Source organism: Colwellia sp. SU-HH00943, from assembly GCF_057546125.1.
Genome location: NZ_BAAJLW010000004.1, coordinates 515,089 through 534,601 on the forward strand (window position 1 = coordinate 515,089; position 19,513 = coordinate 534,601).

Genomic DNA, 19,513 nt, shown 5'->3' on the forward strand with positions numbered 1-19,513 from the left:
ATTTAGATGTGAATCAACTCACACTTAATACTAACTTCAATTAAATTAAGTAAACCAATCTACTTGGAATATTGCCAATTAAGCTTAGTTAATTTAACTGTTAAAAACACTTCTTTATAAAACAAGTATGGCTAGCAAGAGAAACCCTTGCTAGCCATGTGCTTACTTTAAGGCATATGCCCTAAAGCAGGCAATACATTCAAACAATACTGCTATCTTACCAGCGGTAGTGAGCGAACGCTTTGTTTGCTTCAGCCATACGGTGAACGTCTTCACGCTTCTTAACCGCTGAACCTTTGCTGTCAGACGCATCTAACATTTCGTTAGCTAGGCGCTGAGCCATTGATTTTTCACCACGTTTACGAGCTGCTTCAACTAACCAACGCATGGCTAGTGCATTACGACGTACTGGACGTACTTCAACTGGAACTTGGTAAGTAGAACCACCAACACGACGTGATTTAACTTCCACTTGTGGGCGGATGTTATCTAACGCTTCTTCAAATAACTCTAAATGAGTTTTTTCAGAATTTTTCTCAGTTAAAATATCTAGTGCACCGTATACAATTTTTTCGGCAGTAGATTTCTTACCATCAACCATAAGGATGTTGATGAATTTTGCTAAAAGTTCGTTATGGAACTTAGGATCTGGCAATATTTTACGTTGCCCTACGACGCGTCTTCTTGGCATCTTAATTCTCCGTGTTATTCAGGTTTTACCCAAAATATATAAATTTTAAAAATTTTTAATTTGGCCTTACTTAACGTGTTTCATCTCTAAATAGAGAATAAGAAACGGTTAAGACTTAGGTCGTTTAGCGCCGTACTTAGAACGGCCCTGTCTTCTATCGCTTACACCAGAACAATCTAGTGCGCCACGAACGGTGTGATAACGCACACCTGGTAAATCTTTAACACGACCACCACGGATTAAAATCACGCTATGCTCTTGTAAGTTATGACCTTCACCACCAATATAAGATGTTACTTCGTAGCCGTTAGTTAAACGAACACGAGCAACCTTACGTAATGCTGAGTTAGGTTTTTTAGGTGTAGTTGTATACACACGAGTACATACGCCACGACGTTGTGGGCAGGCTTGTAACGCTGGAACGTTACTTTTTTGAACCTGCTTGACACGTGGTTTACGTACCAATTGGTTAATAGTTGCCATTATAGCTCCTGATTAGTTAAAACATTGGGTAATCTTATTGACTAAGTTTGCCAAATTACCCGCTTATAAACGTGAAAAATCTAATACCAAATGGACTAATTTATTACACAATTTAGAATTACATTAGCGGGCTTAGAACAAACAAAATTACTTAAGCATAGTCATTCTATGTTTTATTCATTTTGTGCTGTTCTTAGTTTGCTAATGAATTCCCGAAGGGCGAGTTTAAAAGGCTTATATGCGGCGTTATTGATTTTAATAATGAAATAACCATTATCTTCAATCAATGCCTTGCCTCTAAGCCTTTTAATTCTCGCTAAATGGGTAATAAATTAATCCACTTGGTATACCCTTAAAATCCAGTGTCTACTAGGTACAGAATATAAGGTCGCGAAATTCTATAGGTCAATGGTTATGCTGTCAAGTTATTCGTGGTTATTACGCTATATTTTCATGACTATTAAGTCATAAAAAAACCGTACCCTTTACAGAGTACGGTTTTTATTTCGACTATCTGGTGCGAAACTACTTTCAAAAAGTAACTTGGTTTACACCAACGAGTTATTCACTCGCTGCATCTCCACCTAAATCAGCACTTAATGCGTCAGCTAATGCTTGTTCTGCTTCATCTGCAGATACTGTGGTATCTTCATGAGCATCAAAAGCAGCTTTTGCTTTAGCGCGTTCTTGGTGATAGGCATAACCAGTACCAGCTGGAATTAATCGACCAACGATAACGTTCTCTTTCAAGCCTCGTAAACCATCTTTCTTACCAGCTACTGCAGCTTCAGTAAGTACACGAGTGGTTTCTTGGAAAGATGCCGCTGAAATAAATGACTCAGTTGCTAATGATGCTTTAGTAATACCCATCATTTGCATTTCGTATTCAGCAGGTTGCTTACCAGCGGCTTCAAGTTCACGGTTTGCGATATTAACGCGAGCCACTTCAACTTGTTCACCTTTAAGGAACTCTGAATCACCTGCATCAAGAATTTCACACTTACGGATCATTTGACGAACAATAACTTCAATGTGCTTATCGTTAATCTTAACACCCTGTAGGCGGTAAACTTCTTGTACTTCGTTAACAATGTAGTTAGCAACTGGTGCTACACCACGTAAACGAAGAATATCATGTGGAGACTCTGGACCATCGGCGATAACTTCACCTTTTGCCACTGATTCACCTTCAAACACGTTTAATTGACGTGTTTTAGGGATCATCTCTTCATATACTTCCCCACTAGGCTGAGTGATCAATAAGCGAACTTTACCTTTAGTTTCTTTACCGAAACCGATAATACCTGTTTTCTCAGCAAGGATAGCTGGAAGTTTAGGCTTACGAGCTTCAAATAAATCAGCAACACGTGGTAGACCACCGGTAATATCACGAGTTTTAGAACTTTCTTGAGGTATACGTGCTAATGCATCACCAATGTTTACTTCAGCACCATCTTCTAAGTTTACTATCGCGTTACCCGGTAGATAATAAAGTGCAGGAATATCAGTTCCAGCAATCATTATGTCTTTACCCTTTGCATCAACTAATTTCAATGCTGGGCGCATTTCTTTACCTGAAGCACTACGCTGTGCCGCTTCAGTAATTACAATGCTTGATAAGCCCGTTAACTCATCAGTTTGACGAACCATAGTTACGCCATCGATTAAATCAACGAATTGTGCTTTACCTTTTACTTCCGTAATAATTGGATGCGTATGCGGATCCCAATTAGCGATAGTATCGCCAGCACTAACTGCTTCACCATCGTTTTTAGAAAGTACTGCACCGTATGGTACTTTGTAGTTTTCAGTAACACGACCCATTTCATCAATAACCGTAAGCTCTGATGAACGTGAAGTGATAACAATGTGCTTGTCTGAGTTTGTTACAAATTTAGCATTTTGTAACTTCAATGTACCTGAGTTGTTCACTTGTACACTGTTCTCTGCTGATGCACGAGATGCCGCACCACCAATATGGAACGTACGCATGGTAAGCTGTGTACCCGGTTCACCAATTGATTGTGCTGCTACAACACCAATTGCTTCACCCTGGTTGATCATATGGCCACGAGCCAAATCACGTCCATAACAATGTGCACAAATACCAAAGTCAGTTTGACAAGTTATAATTGAACGAACTTTGATTTGATCTACTGAGTTTGCTTCAATCACATCACAAAGAGTTTCATCAATTAAGGTATTACGCGGAAGTAAAACTTCTTCAGTACCTGGAATTAATACATCTTCACAAACAACACGACCTAGTACACGTTCGCGAAGTGGCTCTACAACATCACCACCTTCGATCAATGGTGCCATTAATAAGCCATCTTCTGTTTCACAATCATGCTCTGTTACAACTAAATCTTGTGCAACATCAACTAGACGACGAGTTAAGTAACCCGAGTTAGCTGTTTTCAATGCCGTATCAGCAAGACCTTTACGCGCACCGTGAGTAGAGATGAAGTATTGTAATACGTTAAGACCTTCACGGAAGTTAGCCGTAATTGGCGTTTCAATGATTGAACCATCTGGTTTAGCCATTAAGCCACGCATACCCGCTAATTGACGAATCTGAGCGGCACTACCACGAGCACCCGAGTCAGCCATCATAAAGATAGAGTTGAACGAGTCTTGCTCTTCCATCTCACCATCGCGGTTTTTAATTTGCTCTTTCGATAAGTTGTCCATCATCGCTTTTGATACTTTTTCGTTCGCAGACGACCAAATATCAATAACTTTGTTGTACTTCTCACCAGCAGTTACAAGACCTTGGTCAAACTGCGCCTGAATTTCAGCAACTTCAGCTTCTGATTCTTCAATGATAGTGTACTTAGCATCTGGGATAACCATATCGTCGATACCAACAGATGCACCCGCTACCATTGCGTAATGGAAACCTGTGTACATAATGTGATCGGCAAAGATAACTGTGTCTTTAAGACCTAAGTTACGGTAAGCATGGTTAATCAGTTTAGAGATTGCTTTTTTCGCTAAAGGCTGGTCAATAATGTCGTAAGGTAAACCTTTTGGACATACTTGCCATAAAATAGCACGACCAACAGTTGTATCTCTTAAGCTTGTTTTCTCTTCAAATTCGCCATCAGCATTTCTAATATGCTCAGTGATGCGAATCTTAACACGAGCGTGTAGCTCAGCAGCACCTGTACGGTAGGCTTTTTCGGCTTCTTTAGTGTCAACAAACACCATGCCTTCACCTAAACCGTTTACACAATCACGTGTTAGGTAATATAGACCTAATACAACATCTTGTGATGGTACGATAATTGGCTCACCGTTAGCTGGAGCTAATACGTTGTTTGTTGACATCATCAACGTACGTGCTTCCATTTGTGCTTCGATAGTCAACGGTACGTGTACCGCCATTTGGTCACCATCGAAATCGGCGTTATAAGCCGCACAAACTAATGGATGTAAGTGAATCGCTTTACCTTCAATCAATACAGGTTCAAACGCCTGGATACCTAATCTATGTAGGGTAGGTGCACGGTTAAGCATCACTGGATGTTCACGGATTACTTCATCCAGTACATCCCAAACTTCAGCGCCTTCACGTTCTACTAATTTCTTAGCTGCTTTGATTGTTGTTGCTAAACCACGGCGCTCTAAAACACCGTAAATGAATGGTTTAAATAATTCTAAAGCCATCTTCTTTGGTAAACCACATTGATGTAATTTCAATGTTGGACCAACGGTAATTACAGAACGACCAGAATAATCAACACGCTTACCAAGTAAGTTTTGACGGAAACGACCTTGCTTACCTTTGATCATGTCTGCAAGCGATTTAAGAGGACGTTTGTTAGAGCCAGTAATAGCACGACCACGACGACCGTTATCTAAAAGTGCATCTACAGATTCTTGCAACATACGCTTTTCGTTACGTACGATGATATCTGGAGCAACTAAGTCTAGAAGACGTTTTAGACGGTTGTTACGGTTGATTACACGACGGTATAAATCGTTAAGATCTGAAGTCGCAAAACGACCACCATCTAGCGGAACTAATGGACGTAAATCTGGTGGTAAAATTGGAAGAACATTCATGATCATCCACTCAGGCTTATTACCTGAAGCAGCGAATGCTTCCATTAATTTTAAACGTTTAGTGATTTTCTTACGCTTAGTTTCACTACCAATTTCTGGCAATTCTTCACGCATTTGCGCAACTTCGCCATCTAAATCAATTTGTTGTAGTAAAGCTAAGACAGCTTCAGCACCCATTAAGGCGTCGAACTCATCACCATGCTCTTCTAACGCATCAAGATATTCTTCTTCTGTTAGAATTTGGCTTTTCTCTAATGTTGTCATACCAGGCTCGGTTACAACATAAGATTCAAAATAAAGCACGCGCTCGATATCACGTAATGTCATATCAAGTAATAAACCAATACGCGATGGTAATGATTTCAAGAACCAAATATGTGCTACTGGGCTAGCAAGTTCAATATGACCCATACGGTCACGACGAACTTTAGTTAAAGTAACTTCAACGCCACATTTTTCACAGATAACACCGCGATGCTTTAAGCGCTTATACTTGCCACATAGACATTCATAATCTTTTACTGGACCAAAAATACGCGCACAGAATAAACCGTCACGTTCTGGTTTAAAAGTACGATAGTTAATGGTTTCAGGCTTTTTAACTTCACCATATGACCATGAACGAATCAAATCAGGTGATGCTAAACCAATACGAATACCATCGAACTCTTCTGTTTGATTTTGTTGCTTAAGAAACTTAAGTAAATCTTTCACACTCTTCTCCTGTCGGAGTTAAATCTTAGAAGAAGGCAAGTCATTTGCCTTCTTCCCTTACTGATTTTGCTCAGCGAGCTATAGGGTAGACCTAGTCTTCATCCAACTCGATATTAATACCGAGTGAGCGAATTTCTTTCAACAATACGTTGAATGACTCAGGAATACCTGGTTCCATACGGTGATCACCGTCAACTAAGTTTTTATACATCTTAGTACGACCAGTAACGTCATCAGACTTAACCGTAAGCATTTCTTGTAATGTGTAAGCAGCACCGTATGCTTCAAGTGCCCATACTTCCATCTCACCGAAACGCTGACCACCAAATTGCGCTTTACCGCCAAGTGGTTGCTGTGTAACTAAGCTGTATGAACCAGTAGAACGCGCATGCATTTTGTCATCAACTAAGTGGTTTAGTTTCAACATATACATGTAACCAACAGTTACAGGGCGCTCAAACTTACGGCCTGTACGACCATCAGTTAATACAAACTGACCACTTTCTGGCATATCTGCAAGTTTGAATAACTCTTTGATTTCTTTTTCAGCTGCGCCATCAAATGCTGGTGTAGCAATAGGTAAACCGGCACGTAAATTTGCAGCTAAACGCATTACTTCTTCATCAGAGAAGCTAGCAACATCAACTTCTTGGCGAGATTCACCTACGTTGTATACTTCTTGTAAGAAGTTACGTAGTTTATGAATTTCTTGCTGCGCTTCTAACATACGGTTGATCTTTTCACCGATACCGCGACACGCCATACCTAAGTGAGTTTCTAAGATCTGACCGATGTTCATACGTGATGGAACACCTAGCGGGTTCAATACGATATCAACCGGTACACCATGCTCATCGTATGGCATATCTTCTACAGGTACTACGTTTGAAATAACACCCTTGTTACCATGACGACCAGCCATTTTATCACCAGGCTGAATACGACGTTTAACAGCTAAGTAAACTTTAACAATTTTTAATACGCCTGGTTGTAAGTCATCACCTTGAGTGATCTTACGACGCTTAACTTCGTACTTCTTATCAAAGTCTTCTTTAAGATTGTCGTACTGCTCTGCAATTTGTTCTAATTCAGCTTGTTGTGCTTCGTCAGATAAGTTTTGTGTTAACCACTTATCACGAGACATGCCGGTTAGATCTGCTTCATTTAAGCCTGCAGATAACAATAGTTTCTTAGTACGTGCAAAAATACCGTCTTCAAGAATACTTAATTCATCGCCAAGATCTTTCTTAACTTCTTTAAGCTGTGTTTCTTCAATCTCTATTGCACGAGCATCTTTTTCAACGCCGTCACGAGTAAAGATTTGTACGTCGATGATGGTACCTTTTACTGAGTTAGGTACACGTAAAGAGCTGTCTTTAACATCCGCTGCTTTTTCACCGAAGATTGCACGAAGTAGTTTTTCTTCTGGTGTTAATTGCGTTTCACCTTTAGGAGTAACTTTACCCACTAAGATGTCACCACCATTAACTTCTGCACCAATGTAAACAACACCGGCTTCATCTAATTTAGATAAAGCAGATTCACCTACGTTTGGAATATCAGCCGTAATTTCTTCGCTACCAAGCTTAGTATCACGAGCGATACACGTTAGCTCTTGAATATGAATAGTAGTAAATCTATCTTCCATTGCTACGCGTTCAGATAACAACATTGAATCTTCAAAGTTGTAACCATTCCAAGGCATGAAAGCGATACGCATGTTTTGACCAAGCGCTAATTCACCCATATCCGTTGATGGACCATCTGCTAATACATCACCACGAACAACTGGTTCACCTAAACGACATACTGGACGTTGGTTAATACAAGTGTTTTGGTTAGAACGTGTATATTTAGTTAAGTTGTAAATATCAATACCTGCTTCACCAGCATGCATTTCATTTTCATTTACTTTAACAACAATACGTGATGCATCTACATAAGTAACTACACCGCCACGTTTAGCAACAGCCGTTACACCAGAATCAACCGCAACAGTCTTTTCCATACCAGTACCAACTAATGGCTTATCTACGATAAGTGTTGGTACCGCTTGACGTTGCATGTTTGAACCCATCAAAGCACGGTTAGCATCATCGTGTTCTAAGAATGGAATCAATGACGCCGCAACAGAAATAATCTGCTGTGGTGAAACGTCCATATATTGAACTTCAGATGATGATTTTAATGTAAATTCGTTTTTGTAACGACAGTTAACCAAATCTTGCGTTAACTTGTTACTGTCATCGCGCTCAGCGTTCGCCTGTGCGATGACAAAGTTGCCTTCTTCAATAGCTGATAGATAATCGATCTCGTCAGTGATTAAACCATCAACAACCTTACGATAAGGTGTTTCAAGGAAACCGTAGTCATTAGTTCGTGCATAACATGAAAGCGAGTTGATCAAACCAATGTTTGGACCTTCTGGCGTTTCGATTGGACAAACACGACCATAGTGAGTTGGATGTACGTCACGTACTTCAAAGCCAGCACGTTCACGTGTTAAACCACCCGGGCCTAATGCAGAAATACGACGCTTATGCGTTACTTCTGAAAGCGGGTTGTTTTGATCCATAAACTGTGACAATTGCGAAGAACCAAAGAATTCTTTCACTGCCGCAGAAATCGGCTTAGCGTTGATTAAATCTTGTGGCATAACGGCATCTAAGTCGCCTAGACTTAAACGCTCACGCACTGCACGTTCTACACGTACTAAACCAACACGGAATTGGTTTTCTGCCATTTCACCTACAGAGCGGATACGACGGTTACCTAAATGGTCAATATCATCTACTTCACCTTTACCGTCACGAATGTCGATTAAGGTTTTCATTACTGAAATGATATCTTCATTTGATAATACGCCAGCACCGGTATCTTCCGCTTGACCATCTTCATTACCAACACGACGGTTGAACTTCATACGTCCAACAGTTGATAAATCATAACGCTCTGATGAGAAGAATAAGTTACCAAATAAAGTTTCTGCTGCATCTTTTGTTGGCGGCTCACCTGGACGCATCATACGGTATATTTCAACAAGCGCTTCTAAGCGGTTAGTTGAGCTATCTACACGCAATGTGTCAGACATATATGAACCAACATCAAATTCATTCATATATAAGGTAGATAATTTTTTATGACCAGCTTGGCTTAGTTCAGCTAATAACTCTAAGGTAATTTCAGCATTTGCTTCAGCAATTACTTCGCCCGTAGACTCATCTATATAAGCTTTTGATAATACTTTACCTACAATATATTCTGCTGGTACTTCTAATTTATCAACATTAGCTTTAGTTAACGCACGAATATGACGTGCAGTAATACGACGCCCTGACTCAACTAACACTTCACCTTTTTTGATGCTGATATCAAAAGTAGCTGTGTCACCACGAAGACGTTCTGGAATTAAATCCATTACTAACTTATCGCCTTTGATTGCGAAGTCAGTGGTATCGTAGAAGATATCTAAGATTTCTTCAGTTGAGTATTCCAAAGCGCGTAAGATGATTGACGCTGGTAATTTACGACGTCTATCAATACGTACAAATAAGTTATCTTTTGGATCAAATTCAAAGTCTAACCAAGAACCACGGTAAGGAATAACACGTGCGTTATATAATACTTTACCCGATGAATGCGTTTTACCTTTATCATGATCAAAGAATACACCTGGAGAGCGGTGTAACTGTGAAACGATAACACGTTCAGTACCATTAATTACAAAAGTACCATTGTCTGTCATCAACGGGATTTCACCCATGTACACTTCTTGCTCTTTGATATCCTTTACAGTACCTGCCGGAGCTTCTTTATCGTATACCACTAAGCGTAATTTTACGCGTAATGGTGCTGAATAAGTAACACCTCGTATTTGACATTCTTTAACATCAAATAACGGTTCACCTAAACGATAGCTTACATATTGTAATTCTGAGCTACCTGAATAAGCTTTAATTGGAAAAATAGAACGGAAAGCAGCCTCTAGACCGGTTTCACCTGTTGGATCAATATCAATAAACTTGCGGAAAGAATCGAGTTGAATGGACAACAAGAATGGATATTCCATTACTTGTGCACTTTTACCAAAGTCCTTTCTAATTCGCTTTTTCTCAAAGTATGAGTAAGCCATGGGGTTCCTCAGCTTGCTGGTTTTGGCCAAATCTGCCTAGTGAAAATACATTCAGCTAAACAGGGTATTGCTGTAATATTTACGTCTAAACATTACGGAGTAATTCTTCAAAATTACTCAACACTAAATAATGCACTGTTTTCAGAAAAAAAAATACAATTTTTTCTATTAAAAAAAGCGCAAAAAGGCCGGTGACGTTTAAATCACCAGCCATTGCCTTTTCAGGCAAACAATCTATTTAAAAACAGATTATTTGATCTCAACAGAAGCACCAGCTTCTTCAAGAGCTTTCTTAAGTTCTTCAGCTTCAGCCTTATCAACACCTTCTTTAAGTGCTTTAGGTGCTGATTCAACTAATTCTTTAGCTTCTTTAAGGCCTAGACCTGTAGCGCCACGAACTGCTTTGATTACTGCAACTTTCTTCTCACCGAAGCCAGTTAATACTACGTCAAATTCAGTTTGCTCTTCAGCTGAACCACCAGCGTCACCGCCAGCAACAGCAACAGCAGCAGCGGCAGATACGCCAAACTTCTCTTCCATTGCTTCGATTAATTCAACTACGTCCATTACTGACATTTCAGCAATAGCATTTAGGATATCGTCTTTAGAAATAGACATTATAAAATTTCCTGTTTTTAAGAAACAGCTTTTGTTTTATTTCAGATAAAACATAAAATGCTGTTTGAATAACTATTAATACAAAAAGTATGCTTAATTTTACCAATAAAGTGGTAAAAGTTACGCTGCTTCTTGTTCTTTCTGGTCGCGAACTGCAGCAATCGTACGGCATAATTTGCCGGCAGATGCTTCTTTCATAGCGCTCATTAAACGGGCAATTGCTTCGTCGTATGTAGGTAGCTTAGCTAACATATTTACGTCTACAACATTACCTTCAAATGCAGCTGCTTTTAATTCAAAGTCTTCGTTAGTTTTAGCGAAGTCAGTGAATAAACGTGCAGCAGCACCTGGATGTTCGTTTGAAAATGCAATTAAAGTAGGTCCTTTAAATGTGTCATTTACACATTCAAATTCCGTACCTTCTACTGCACGACGTGCTAATGTATTACGGACAACTTTCATCCATACGCCATTTTCACGTGCTTGCTTACGCAATACAGTAATTGCTTCAACTGTAACACCACGGGCATCCGCGATTACAGCTGATTGAGCGCCAGCGGCAGCTTCTTGAACTTCAGCAACAATTGCTTTTTTATCATCAAGATTGATAGCCATTGGCTTTAACTCCTGGTTCACCGGGCATCATATATGAGCACCGGTATTTACAATCCCTAACCAATAATATGATTGGTTAGGCCATTACGGCGAGGACCAGAATTTAAGGAAAAATATCTGGGTAATCACCATCTACGTAGGAAAAATTAAGTATTTATTTTCATCAGCCTACCAGAAGGTAAACCTATCCAAAAAATACTCCTACGGTCTTGGACGGGGGTCATGTTACTTTCTATTAAAATAGAATCTAACCGACTCCTACCAAAATTTAAGGGGCGAAATTATAGGTTATAATTTCGCCCTTGTAAAGGTTCAATAAATGAAGCCTCACTTTTTCTACATGATTTCTTTTCAGAAATTAAGCTTGGGTTAAGCTAGCTTGGTTGATGGTAACACCAGCACCCATAGTGGTAGAAAGAGAAATCTTCTTCAAGTATTGACCTTTAGCATTTGCAGGCTTAGCTTTCTTAACAGCTTCAAGCAATGCTTCTAAGTTTTCTTGTAATTGAGCAGGTTCGAAATCAGCCTTACCAATAGTAGTATGGATGATACCGTTTTTGTCGTTACGGTAACGGATCTGACCAGACTTAGCGTTCTTAACAGCGCCAGCTACATCAGGAGTTACAGTACCAACTTTCGGGTTAGGCATTAAACCACGTGGGCCTAAGATTTGACCTAACTGACCAACAACACGCATTGCATCAGGAGAAGCAACAACAACGTCGAAGTTCATTTCGCCGGCTTTTACTTGCTCAGCTAAATCTTCCATACCTACAATATCAGCACCAGCTTCTTTAGCTTTTTCTGCGTTTGCACCTTGTGTAAATACAGCAACACGTACTTCACGACCAGTACCGTTTGGTAATACTGTTGCGCCACGAACGTTTTGATCTGATTTACGAGCATCGATACCAAGGTTAACTGCAACATCTACACTTTCACGAAAGTTGGCTGTAGCAAACTCTTTTAATAAAGCTACTGCTTCATTGATATCATATTCTTTAGTTACGTCTACTTTTTCACGGATTAGACGAGCGCGTTTTGTTAATTTAGCCATTGATTAGTCCTCTACCACTAAACCCATTGAACGAGCAGAACCCGCAATGGTACGCACTGCAGCTTCCATAGAACCAGCAGTTAAATCAGGTTCTTTTGTCTTAACGATCTCTTCAAGTTGAGCTGTTGTAACAGTACCCACTTTCTCAGTGTTAGGACGACCAGAGCCGCTTTTGATACCAGCTGCTTTTTTCAATAAGAATGAAGCAGGTGGAGTTTTTGTTTCGAACGTGAATGAGCGATCGTTATAAACAGTAATTACTACTGGAACAGGAGCGCCTTTTTCAATTGAATCTGTTTTTGCGTTAAACGCTTTACAGAATTCCATGATGTTCACACCGTGCTGACCTAATGCAGGACCAACTGGTGGTGACGGGTTAGCTGCACCAGCAGCTACTTGTAGCTTGATTAAAGCTTGGACTTTTTTAGCCATTTTAAAATACCTTTATTGTGGGTAATTAACGCTACTAACTCACATGTAGTTTTCGCTTCCCTGTTTACTAAAGCGACTGTTTTTCAATACCATTATTAAAAAAGAGTCTAATTTTAGGCCGCGCTAAAAAAACGCGGCAGCGGATTATATATTAATCAATGAATAGGTTTCAAGATCTTTTTTAAACGAGTGAAATTTAGGTATGTAATGCTTACGATAACTACAATAAAAAAACCAAAGACAAGGTCTTTGGTTTTCAGAAAATATTTCTTATCTTGCTAGAGTGAAACTAACTGCCTTTTTCAACCTGACCAAATTCAAGGTCAACTGGCGTTGAACGACCAAAGATAAGCACAGATACTTTAATGCGGTTTTTCTCATAATCCAGCTCTTCAACCACACCATTAAAGTCGGCAAACGGGCCATCAATAACTCGAACCACTTCGCCCGGTTCAAATAATGTTTTAGGTTTAGGCTTATCTGTATCAACTAAGCGCTGTAGGATACGATCAGCTTCTCGTTGAGTAATTGGTGCAGGACGATCACTTGTACCACCGATAAAACCAAGTACACGAGGAACACTCTTCACTAAATGCCAAGACTCTTCATCCATTTCCATTTGAACAAGTACATAGCCTGGGAAGAACTTACGAGCACTTTTACGTTTTTGTCCAGCGCGCATTTCTACAACTTCTTCTGTCGGCACTAATATTTCGCCAAACTTTTCTTGTAAGTTGTGAATTTCGATATGCTCAATTAAGGTTTTTTGAACACGTCCTTCATAACCCGAAAACGCTTGTACAACATACCATCTTAGTTTTGGGTTTTGATTAACTTGTTGCTCTTCTTGCGCTTCTTCACCTTCTGGCGAGATATTTTCTTCAGACATATTATAGTACCTTCATACCTGTAACTAAGCCAACTAACCAAAATAATACTGAATCTAAGCCCCATAGTAGTACAGACATTAATAATGTTACTACTAATACAATACCCGTTGTTTGTATTGCTTCTTGACGTGTTGGCCAAACAACTTTGCGCACTTCAGTACGAGATTCTTTTGCAAACTCGACTGCTGTACGACCTTTCAATGTTTGCATTGCAATTAAGCCTGCAACTATAACGGCTACAACAACACCAATAGCACGTATCAAAACTGATTCTTGACCAAAATAATAATTGCCACCAATTGCTGCAGCTAATAATAAGACTACAATGCCCCACTTTAAGCCGTCTAACGAACTACTTGGTTGCTCTTCTGTACTTGCATTCATATTTCTATTCCGTAATTATCAGTCTAGTTTGAAACTAACAACCTCTCTCAAATGAGGTTATTATCTGCCTCTGTATCTATATGACACTATAAAATGGCAGGGGTGGAGAGATTCGAACTCCCAACCGTCGGTTTTGGAGACCGCTGTTCTACCAATTGGAACTACACCCCTATATATCATTAGCAAACTACTAGCTTACTAAAGCAATAGTTACACTTGTCGGGTGAATCTTAGTTTTAGTTTGGGAATTAAGAGATACTCGAGAAGTGAGGCGCTATTATACTCAGCACAGCAGTTTACTCAAGTACTATTTACAAGATATCAGCTTGCCCTCATAACAAAGCCATTACTATCTAAGAAAAAGCTATTTCTATATGGTTAATATTTGAGAATAAATTTAGGTATCAAAGCATCTTTTTCAGCTTTGCGTAATTGGAAAAGATGCTTTGATATTTTCTTTAAAAAGTGAACAAATATAAATCACCGCCAATAGCACAACTCTTTGCTTCATTGCTAAACACATTTCAGGACGAGATATTTGTAAAAACAAAAAAGACGCCGAAGCGTCTTTTATATCTATCTATTAGCAATTCTAATTGTGTGTCATTCGAAGTATTAACGCGGCGTGGACACGGAATTGACGCTAGTCAATGAGTATCCACAACAAAGTTAATACAAGAATAACAGCAATTAAATGCTAATTAGTCGATAATCTTAGATACAACACCTGCACCTACTGTACGACCACCTTCACGAATCGCGAAGCGTAAACCTTCGTCCATCGCTACTGGGTTGATTAACTCTACTACAAATTTCAAGTTATCACCTGGCATTACCATTTCTACACCTTCAGGAAGCTCTACTGCACCTGTGATATCCGTTGTACGGAAGTAGAATTGTGGACGGTAACCTTTGAAGAATGGTGTATGACGACCACCTTCATCTTTTGAAAGTACGTATACTTCTGACTCAAACTTCGTGTGAGGTGAAATTGAACCTGGCTCACATAATACTTGACCACGCTCTACGTCTTCACGCTTAAGACCACGTAATAATACACCACAGTTCTCACCTGCACGACCTTCGTCAAGCAACTTACGGAACATCTCTACACCTGTACAAGTAGATTTTTGAGTATCACGAATACCTACTACTTCTACTTCATCACCTACTTTGATGATACCACGCTCTACACGACCTGTTACTACTGTACCACGACCTGAGATTGAGAAAACGTCTTCGATTGGCATGATGAATGCACCATCAATTGCACGCTCTGGCTCTGGAATGTATGAATCTAAAGCGTCTGCTAATTCAATTACTTTCTCTTCCCATTGAGCTTCACCGTTTAGTGCGCCTAATGCTGAGCCTTGGATAATTGGTAAATCATCACCTGGGAATTCGTATTCGCTAAGAAGTTCACGAACTTCCATTTCTACTAATTCTAATAATTCTTCGTCATCTACCATGTCACATTTGTTCATGAATACGATGATGAAAGGTACACCAACCTGACGTGATAATAAGATGTGCTCACGTGTTTGTGGCATTGGACCATCTGTCGCTGCAACTACTAAGATCGCGCCGTCCATTTGTGCTGCACCGGTAATCATGTTTTTGATGTAATCGGCGTGACCTGGACAGTCTACGTGTGCGTAGTGACGAGTTTCTGTATCATACTCAATGTGAGATGTATTGATTGTGATACCACGATCACGCTCTTCTGGTGCGTTATCGATTTGTGAGAAGTCTTTAACTTCACCACCATGTACTTTAGTTAATACCGCAGAGATAGCGGCTGTTAATGTTGTTTTACCGTGATCAACGTGTCCGATTGTACCAACGTTTACATGCGGTTTCGTACGTTCAAATTTTTCTTTAGCCATTTTAAAATACCTCTAGGTATAAAATTAAGTTTAGATTTACAAGTTTACTAATATTGAAATAATACGAATAGATTAATCTAAGGAATGGTGCTGATAGGCAGATTCGAACTGCCGACCTCACCCTTACCAAGGGTGCGCTCTACCAACTGAGCCATATCAGCATAAATCACATAGATTGGAGCGGGTGGCGGGAATCGAACCCGCTTCATCAGCTTGGAAGGCTGAGGTAATAGCCAGTATACGACACCCGCTAACTCTATCAGATTATCTCTGTTTCAAGTTCACGCTTTTATTGTGAAGCACAAACTAAAAATATGGTGGAGGGAGGTGGATTCGAACCACCGAAGGCGGAGCCGTCAGATTTACAGTCTGATCCCTTTGGCCACTCGGGAACCCCTCCAGTATATTTACCTATTCAACTCAGTTGAAATAGTATTAATGGTGCCGACTGCCGGAGTCGAACTGGCGACCTACTGATTACAAGTCAGTTGCTCTACCAACTGAGCTAAGTCGGCACTACATTAAGTGGTGCGAATTCTAGAGTAATGTTTTGCCCCTTGCAAGGGCAAAATTAAAAAAAATTGATGTTTTTACTTGTTTCTAATCTGTTTGCTTAGTGTTTGATGTTTTTTTATCCATTGAATGGCGTTATTAGGATTCGCTATATGCTTGTAGCCCTATAAAAACCAAATCATCAATGACCTGATTCTTTTGAGATATTAGTGCAGATAATTGTTGAGCATTACCTCCCGTCAATATTAGTTCATGCACTTCAATTCCATGACTCTTACTCTGTTCAATGGCTAAATTCACCATCCCAACGGTTGCTACCCAAGCCGCATTATTTACATTTTCTGAAGTACTAACGCCAAATGCTAAACTTGGTTGTTTTTTATCTTGTGCATGAACCTGAACTGTATTCGCTAATACACTTGATTTAAGCATTTCTGTACCAGCTAATATCCACCCACCTTGATGCTGACCATCAGCAGCCAGTAAATCAACTGTTGTTGCAGTTCCAGCATCAATAATTAATACATTTTTACCTGGCATTGTTGTAGCGACAGCAACTAAGGTAAGCCAACGATCAACGCCTAATTTATTATAATCTTGATATGCAGAAATCAGCGATTGTTTTTTAGCTTCACTCTTTACATGCTGATAAATAATATTATGTGACTTACACCATGTCTCTAGCATATCCGTTAACGCTTGATGGCTAACGCTAGCAACAACTATTTTTCTAACATCAGCAAATTGCTCAGTTAAAAAAGCCTTATTTAATTGGTTATTTTCTATAGCTTGGTGTTTACCCCGAATATTGTCCTTCAATAGGCAATATTTTGTTCGCGTATTACCAATGTCGATTAATAAAATCACTCATCACCTCGAAGGCTAACTTCACCACCGTAAACTGGTTTTACTTGCCCATCAATTTCTAATAACAATGCACCTTGATTATTAATACCCCGACAAATTCCTTTGGTGGTTTTCTCTCCCGTAAGTAATTTCACCCGTTTATTTAAATAAATATCGCGTGGATGCCATTCATTTATCATTTCTGACAAGCCTTCATTTTGATATTGCTTTAACCGTTTTAATAAATGATGGATTAACTGGGCGCTTAATAAATTTCTATCTATTTTATCCTGACAATGGCTTTGTAAATCTGTCCATTTTTGATCAATTCTATCTGCTGCTTGTTGTGGCATATTTAGATTCAACCCTATACCAATCACACTATGACTTGGCTCTAGTGCTTGTCCTTCAAGATCGATTAATATACCCGCCAATTTAACCCCATCTAGATAAATGTCATTCGGCCATTTTAATTGTACTTGGACATTAGTAACTGAATAAATAGCATCACTTACTGCTAGTGCTGTAATTAAACTCAGGCCCATAGCCGCTGACAGGCCTTGCTCTAAATACCAATACATGGATAAGTAAATTTGTGAACCAAAAGGTGAAACCCACTCTCTACCTCGACGGCCTCGTCCTGCACTTTGATACTCTGCTAAACACACTTGCCCCTGTGATAACTGGTTGGGTAAACGGCGCAATAAATAGCTATTTGTAGAGTCAATTAAGCTGTGAACTTCAATAATACAGCGAGTGTCTGTTGTTGATAGCAGTTTGTTAATTTTATCTTTGTTTAATAAATTTAAGGGTTGCGCTAATTTATAGCCTTTGCCCGTGACACTATATATATCAAGCCCCATTTCAGCGATAGCTTTGACATTTTTAGAGATAGCGGTTCTACTAATGCCAAATTGGGCACCGAACTCTTGTCCTGATACAAAGCTACCTTTGGCTAAAGCTTTAATTAACTGCTCTCTTATTACCTTAGCCATGTTGGTTTACCTTTTGAGTGATATTCAAGTCTTTAAAGTCTTTTTCTCCTTGTGCTGTCACCATGCGCACTTCAGGAGAAATAAATATATCAAACTTATCTAACACCTGTTGTTGAACAAATTTCGCCAGCAAAACAAGGTCATAACCCTTTTTACTACCATAATTAACTAACACTAGCGCTTGATCTTTATGAACACCTACTAAATTTTCTTGGAATCCTTTTAAACCTGTTTGTTCTATTAACCAACCTGCTGCTAATTTAAATTTGCCAGTTTTCTGTGGGTAATAAGGCATATCTGGATATGTTGATTGAAGGCTAATTAATTTTTCATAATTAACTATAGGGTTTTTAAAAAAACTCCCTGCATTAGGTAACTGGTTCGGATCAGGCAATTTAGCTTGACGTAAGCTGATAACTTTTTCCATTACCTCCTGCGCACTAGGTGTATCTCCCAGTGTATTTAACCCTGCATAAGAAAGGTTTGCTTGCCAAGTCTTAGAAAAAGAAAATACAACTTCAGTAATAACACCTTTGTTATATAATTTATCTTTAAAAATACTATGCCGATAAGAAAAATTACATTCCTCTCTCGTCAACGTTTTAACCGTTTTCGTTGAAAACTCAAACCATTTAACTTCTAAACAAAAATTAGATAGCTCAACACCATAAGCACCAATATTTTGAACAGGTGCTGCACCCACACTGCCGGGGATCAGAGCAAGGTTTTCTAATCCAAAGATACCCTTGGATAAACATAAACAAACCAGTTCATGCCAATTTTCTCCTGCCCCAACACCAACAATATACTCATCGTCATTTTCGGATACTGTCACACCTTTAAAGCTTGGCTTGATGATTACAGGAGATTTTTGATCAATAAATAGCGTATTACTACCATCACCAAGAATATAAAAATGGTCTGACGTTAAATCAGGTAACTGTTCTAGATCCGTAATTGTTTCAGGAAAATAAATGGTAGAACATGTCGTTTTAACATTAAAACTATTACTATTTTGAAGTGCATACTGATGACTAAATTTCATAAACTCTCTATTGAGATAATTTAAATAAATATATTGTACTTAATATTTGTACCAACACCAGTGAAAGGCTGTGTTTAATAGTTATCATTGTTTTATTAAACACCAAGCAGCAAAAAGCCCGACTCTTTCGAATCGGGCTTT

Annotated in this window: 14 protein-coding genes and 5 tRNA genes; all 19 read right to left on the reverse strand. The window is 39.2% G+C overall.

Translation table 11 applies throughout. From position 1 onward, the window contains the following. Nucleotides 1–217: 217 nt before the first annotated feature. The gene (gene rpsG, locus AC27GZ_RS13760; protein ID WP_184426790.1) at nt 218–691 is read right to left on the reverse strand and encodes a 30S ribosomal protein S7; all 474 of its coding nucleotides are present in this window, start codon (nt 689–691) and stop codon (nt 218–220) included. A gap of 108 nt (nt 692–799) precedes the next feature. After that, nucleotides 800–1,174: a 30S ribosomal protein S12 gene (gene rpsL / locus AC27GZ_RS13765; RefSeq protein WP_487095827.1), complete on the reverse strand. Its 375-nt coding sequence runs from the start codon at nt 1,172–1,174 to the stop codon at nt 800–802. Nucleotides 1,175–1,735: 561 nt separating this feature from the next. Beyond that, nucleotides 1,736–5,959 carry a DNA-directed RNA polymerase subunit beta' gene (gene rpoC / locus AC27GZ_RS13770; RefSeq protein WP_487095829.1) on the reverse strand — a complete coding sequence of 1,408 codons (4,224 nt, stop codon included), beginning with the start codon at nt 5,957–5,959 and terminating at the stop codon, nt 1,736–1,738. Nucleotides 5,960–6,050: 91 nt separating this feature from the next. Beyond that, nucleotides 6,051–10,091, reverse strand: a complete 4,041-nt coding sequence (gene rpoB / locus AC27GZ_RS13775) for a DNA-directed RNA polymerase subunit beta (protein ID WP_487095831.1) — start codon at nt 10,089–10,091, stop codon at nt 6,051–6,053. Nucleotides 10,092–10,340: 249 nt separating this feature from the next. Then, nucleotides 10,341–10,709, reverse strand: coding sequence for a 50S ribosomal protein L7/L12 (gene rplL, locus AC27GZ_RS13780; protein WP_487095833.1), 369 nt, complete (start codon nt 10,707–10,709; stop codon nt 10,341–10,343). 120 nt (nt 10,710–10,829) lie between these two features. After that, a complete protein-coding gene (rplJ, locus tag AC27GZ_RS13785; RefSeq protein WP_487095835.1) occupies nt 10,830–11,324 on the reverse strand; it encodes a 50S ribosomal protein L10 in 495 nt (164 codons plus the stop codon). 358 nt (nt 11,325–11,682) lie between these two features. After that, entirely contained in the window at nt 11,683–12,381 is a 699-nt protein-coding gene (gene rplA / locus AC27GZ_RS13790; protein ID WP_487095837.1) for a 50S ribosomal protein L1, read from the reverse strand. Nucleotides 12,382–12,384: 3 nt separating this feature from the next. Then, nucleotides 12,385–12,813 carry a 50S ribosomal protein L11 gene (gene rplK, locus AC27GZ_RS13795; RefSeq protein WP_130601714.1) on the reverse strand — a complete coding sequence of 143 codons (429 nt, stop codon included), beginning with the start codon at nt 12,811–12,813 and terminating at the stop codon, nt 12,385–12,387. Between the two features lie 289 nt (nt 12,814–13,102). Continuing rightward, nucleotides 13,103–13,702, reverse strand: coding sequence for a transcription termination/antitermination protein NusG (gene nusG / locus AC27GZ_RS13800; protein WP_487095839.1), 600 nt, complete (start codon nt 13,700–13,702; stop codon nt 13,103–13,105). A 1-nt stretch (nt 13,703) separates the two neighbouring features. Next, on the reverse strand, nt 13,704–14,087 hold the full coding sequence (gene secE / locus AC27GZ_RS13805) for a preprotein translocase subunit SecE (protein ID WP_487095841.1): 384 nt from the start codon (nt 14,085–14,087) through the stop codon (nt 13,704–13,706). A 94-nt stretch (nt 14,088–14,181) separates the two neighbouring features. Beyond that, nucleotides 14,182–14,258 (reverse strand) — tRNA-Trp (locus tag AC27GZ_RS13810). Nucleotides 14,259–14,788: 530 nt separating this feature from the next. Further along, entirely contained in the window at nt 14,789–15,973 is a 1,185-nt protein-coding gene (gene tuf / locus AC27GZ_RS13815; protein WP_487095823.1) for an elongation factor Tu, read from the reverse strand. Between the two features lie 85 nt (nt 15,974–16,058). Further along, nucleotides 16,059–16,134: transfer RNA gene (locus AC27GZ_RS13820), tRNA-Thr, on the reverse strand. 15 nt (nt 16,135–16,149) lie between these two features. Beyond that, nucleotides 16,150–16,224: transfer RNA gene (locus AC27GZ_RS13825), tRNA-Gly, on the reverse strand. 64 nt (nt 16,225–16,288) lie between these two features. Beyond that, nucleotides 16,289–16,373, reverse strand: a tRNA-Tyr gene (locus tag AC27GZ_RS13830). Between the two features lie 39 nt (nt 16,374–16,412). Further along, nucleotides 16,413–16,488, reverse strand: a tRNA-Thr gene (locus AC27GZ_RS13835). A 136-nt stretch (nt 16,489–16,624) separates the two neighbouring features. Continuing rightward, complete coding sequence (locus AC27GZ_RS13840; protein ID WP_487095842.1) at nt 16,625–17,353, reverse strand: type III pantothenate kinase; 729 nt, start codon at nt 17,351–17,353, stop codon at nt 16,625–16,627. Beyond that, the gene (gene birA, locus AC27GZ_RS13845; RefSeq protein ID WP_487095843.1) at nt 17,350–18,327 is read right to left on the reverse strand and encodes a bifunctional biotin--[acetyl-CoA-carboxylase] ligase/biotin operon repressor BirA; all 978 of its coding nucleotides are present in this window, start codon (nt 18,325–18,327) and stop codon (nt 17,350–17,352) included. Before birA ends, AC27GZ_RS13840 begins: the two co-directional genes overlap by 4 nt. Continuing rightward, a complete protein-coding gene (murB, locus tag AC27GZ_RS13850) occupies nt 18,320–19,372 on the reverse strand; it encodes a UDP-N-acetylmuramate dehydrogenase (RefSeq protein ID WP_487095844.1) in 1,053 nt (350 codons plus the stop codon). The genes birA and murB overlap by 8 nt, the downstream gene beginning before the upstream one ends. Nucleotides 19,373–19,513: the final 141 nt, after the last annotated feature.

Coding starts and splice junctions, on each gene's coding strand:
- rplJ (WP_487095835.1), bottom strand. CDS start 11,324: ATGGCTATCAATCTTGATGATAAAAAAGCAATTGTTGCTGAAGTTCAA.
- rplA (WP_487095837.1), bottom strand. CDS start 12,381: ATGGCTAAATTAACAAAACGCGCTCGTCTAATCCGTGAAAAAGTAGAC.
- rpsL (WP_487095827.1), bottom strand. CDS start 1,174: ATGGCAACTATTAACCAATTGGTACGTAAACCACGTGTCAAGCAGGTT.
- murB (WP_487095844.1), bottom strand. CDS start 19,372: ATGAAATTTAGTCATCAGTATGCACTTCAAAATAGTAATAGTTTTAAT.
- secE (WP_487095841.1), bottom strand. CDS start 14,087: ATGAATGCAAGTACAGAAGAGCAACCAAGTAGTTCGTTAGACGGCTTA.
- tuf (WP_487095823.1), bottom strand. CDS start 15,973: ATGGCTAAAGAAAAATTTGAACGTACGAAACCGCATGTAAACGTTGGT.
- rplL (WP_487095833.1), bottom strand. CDS start 10,709: ATGTCTATTTCTAAAGACGATATCCTAAATGCTATTGCTGAAATGTCA.
- birA (WP_487095843.1), bottom strand. CDS start 18,327: ATGGCTAAGGTAATAAGAGAGCAGTTAATTAAAGCTTTAGCCAAAGGT.
- rpoB (WP_487095831.1), bottom strand. CDS start 10,091: ATGGCTTACTCATACTTTGAGAAAAAGCGAATTAGAAAGGACTTTGGT.
- rplK (WP_130601714.1), bottom strand. CDS start 12,813: ATGGCTAAAAAAGTCCAAGCTTTAATCAAGCTACAAGTAGCTGCTGGT.
- nusG (WP_487095839.1), bottom strand. CDS start 13,702: ATGTCTGAAGAAAATATCTCGCCAGAAGGTGAAGAAGCGCAAGAAGAG.
- rpsG (WP_184426790.1), bottom strand. CDS start 691: ATGCCAAGAAGACGCGTCGTAGGGCAACGTAAAATATTGCCAGATCCT.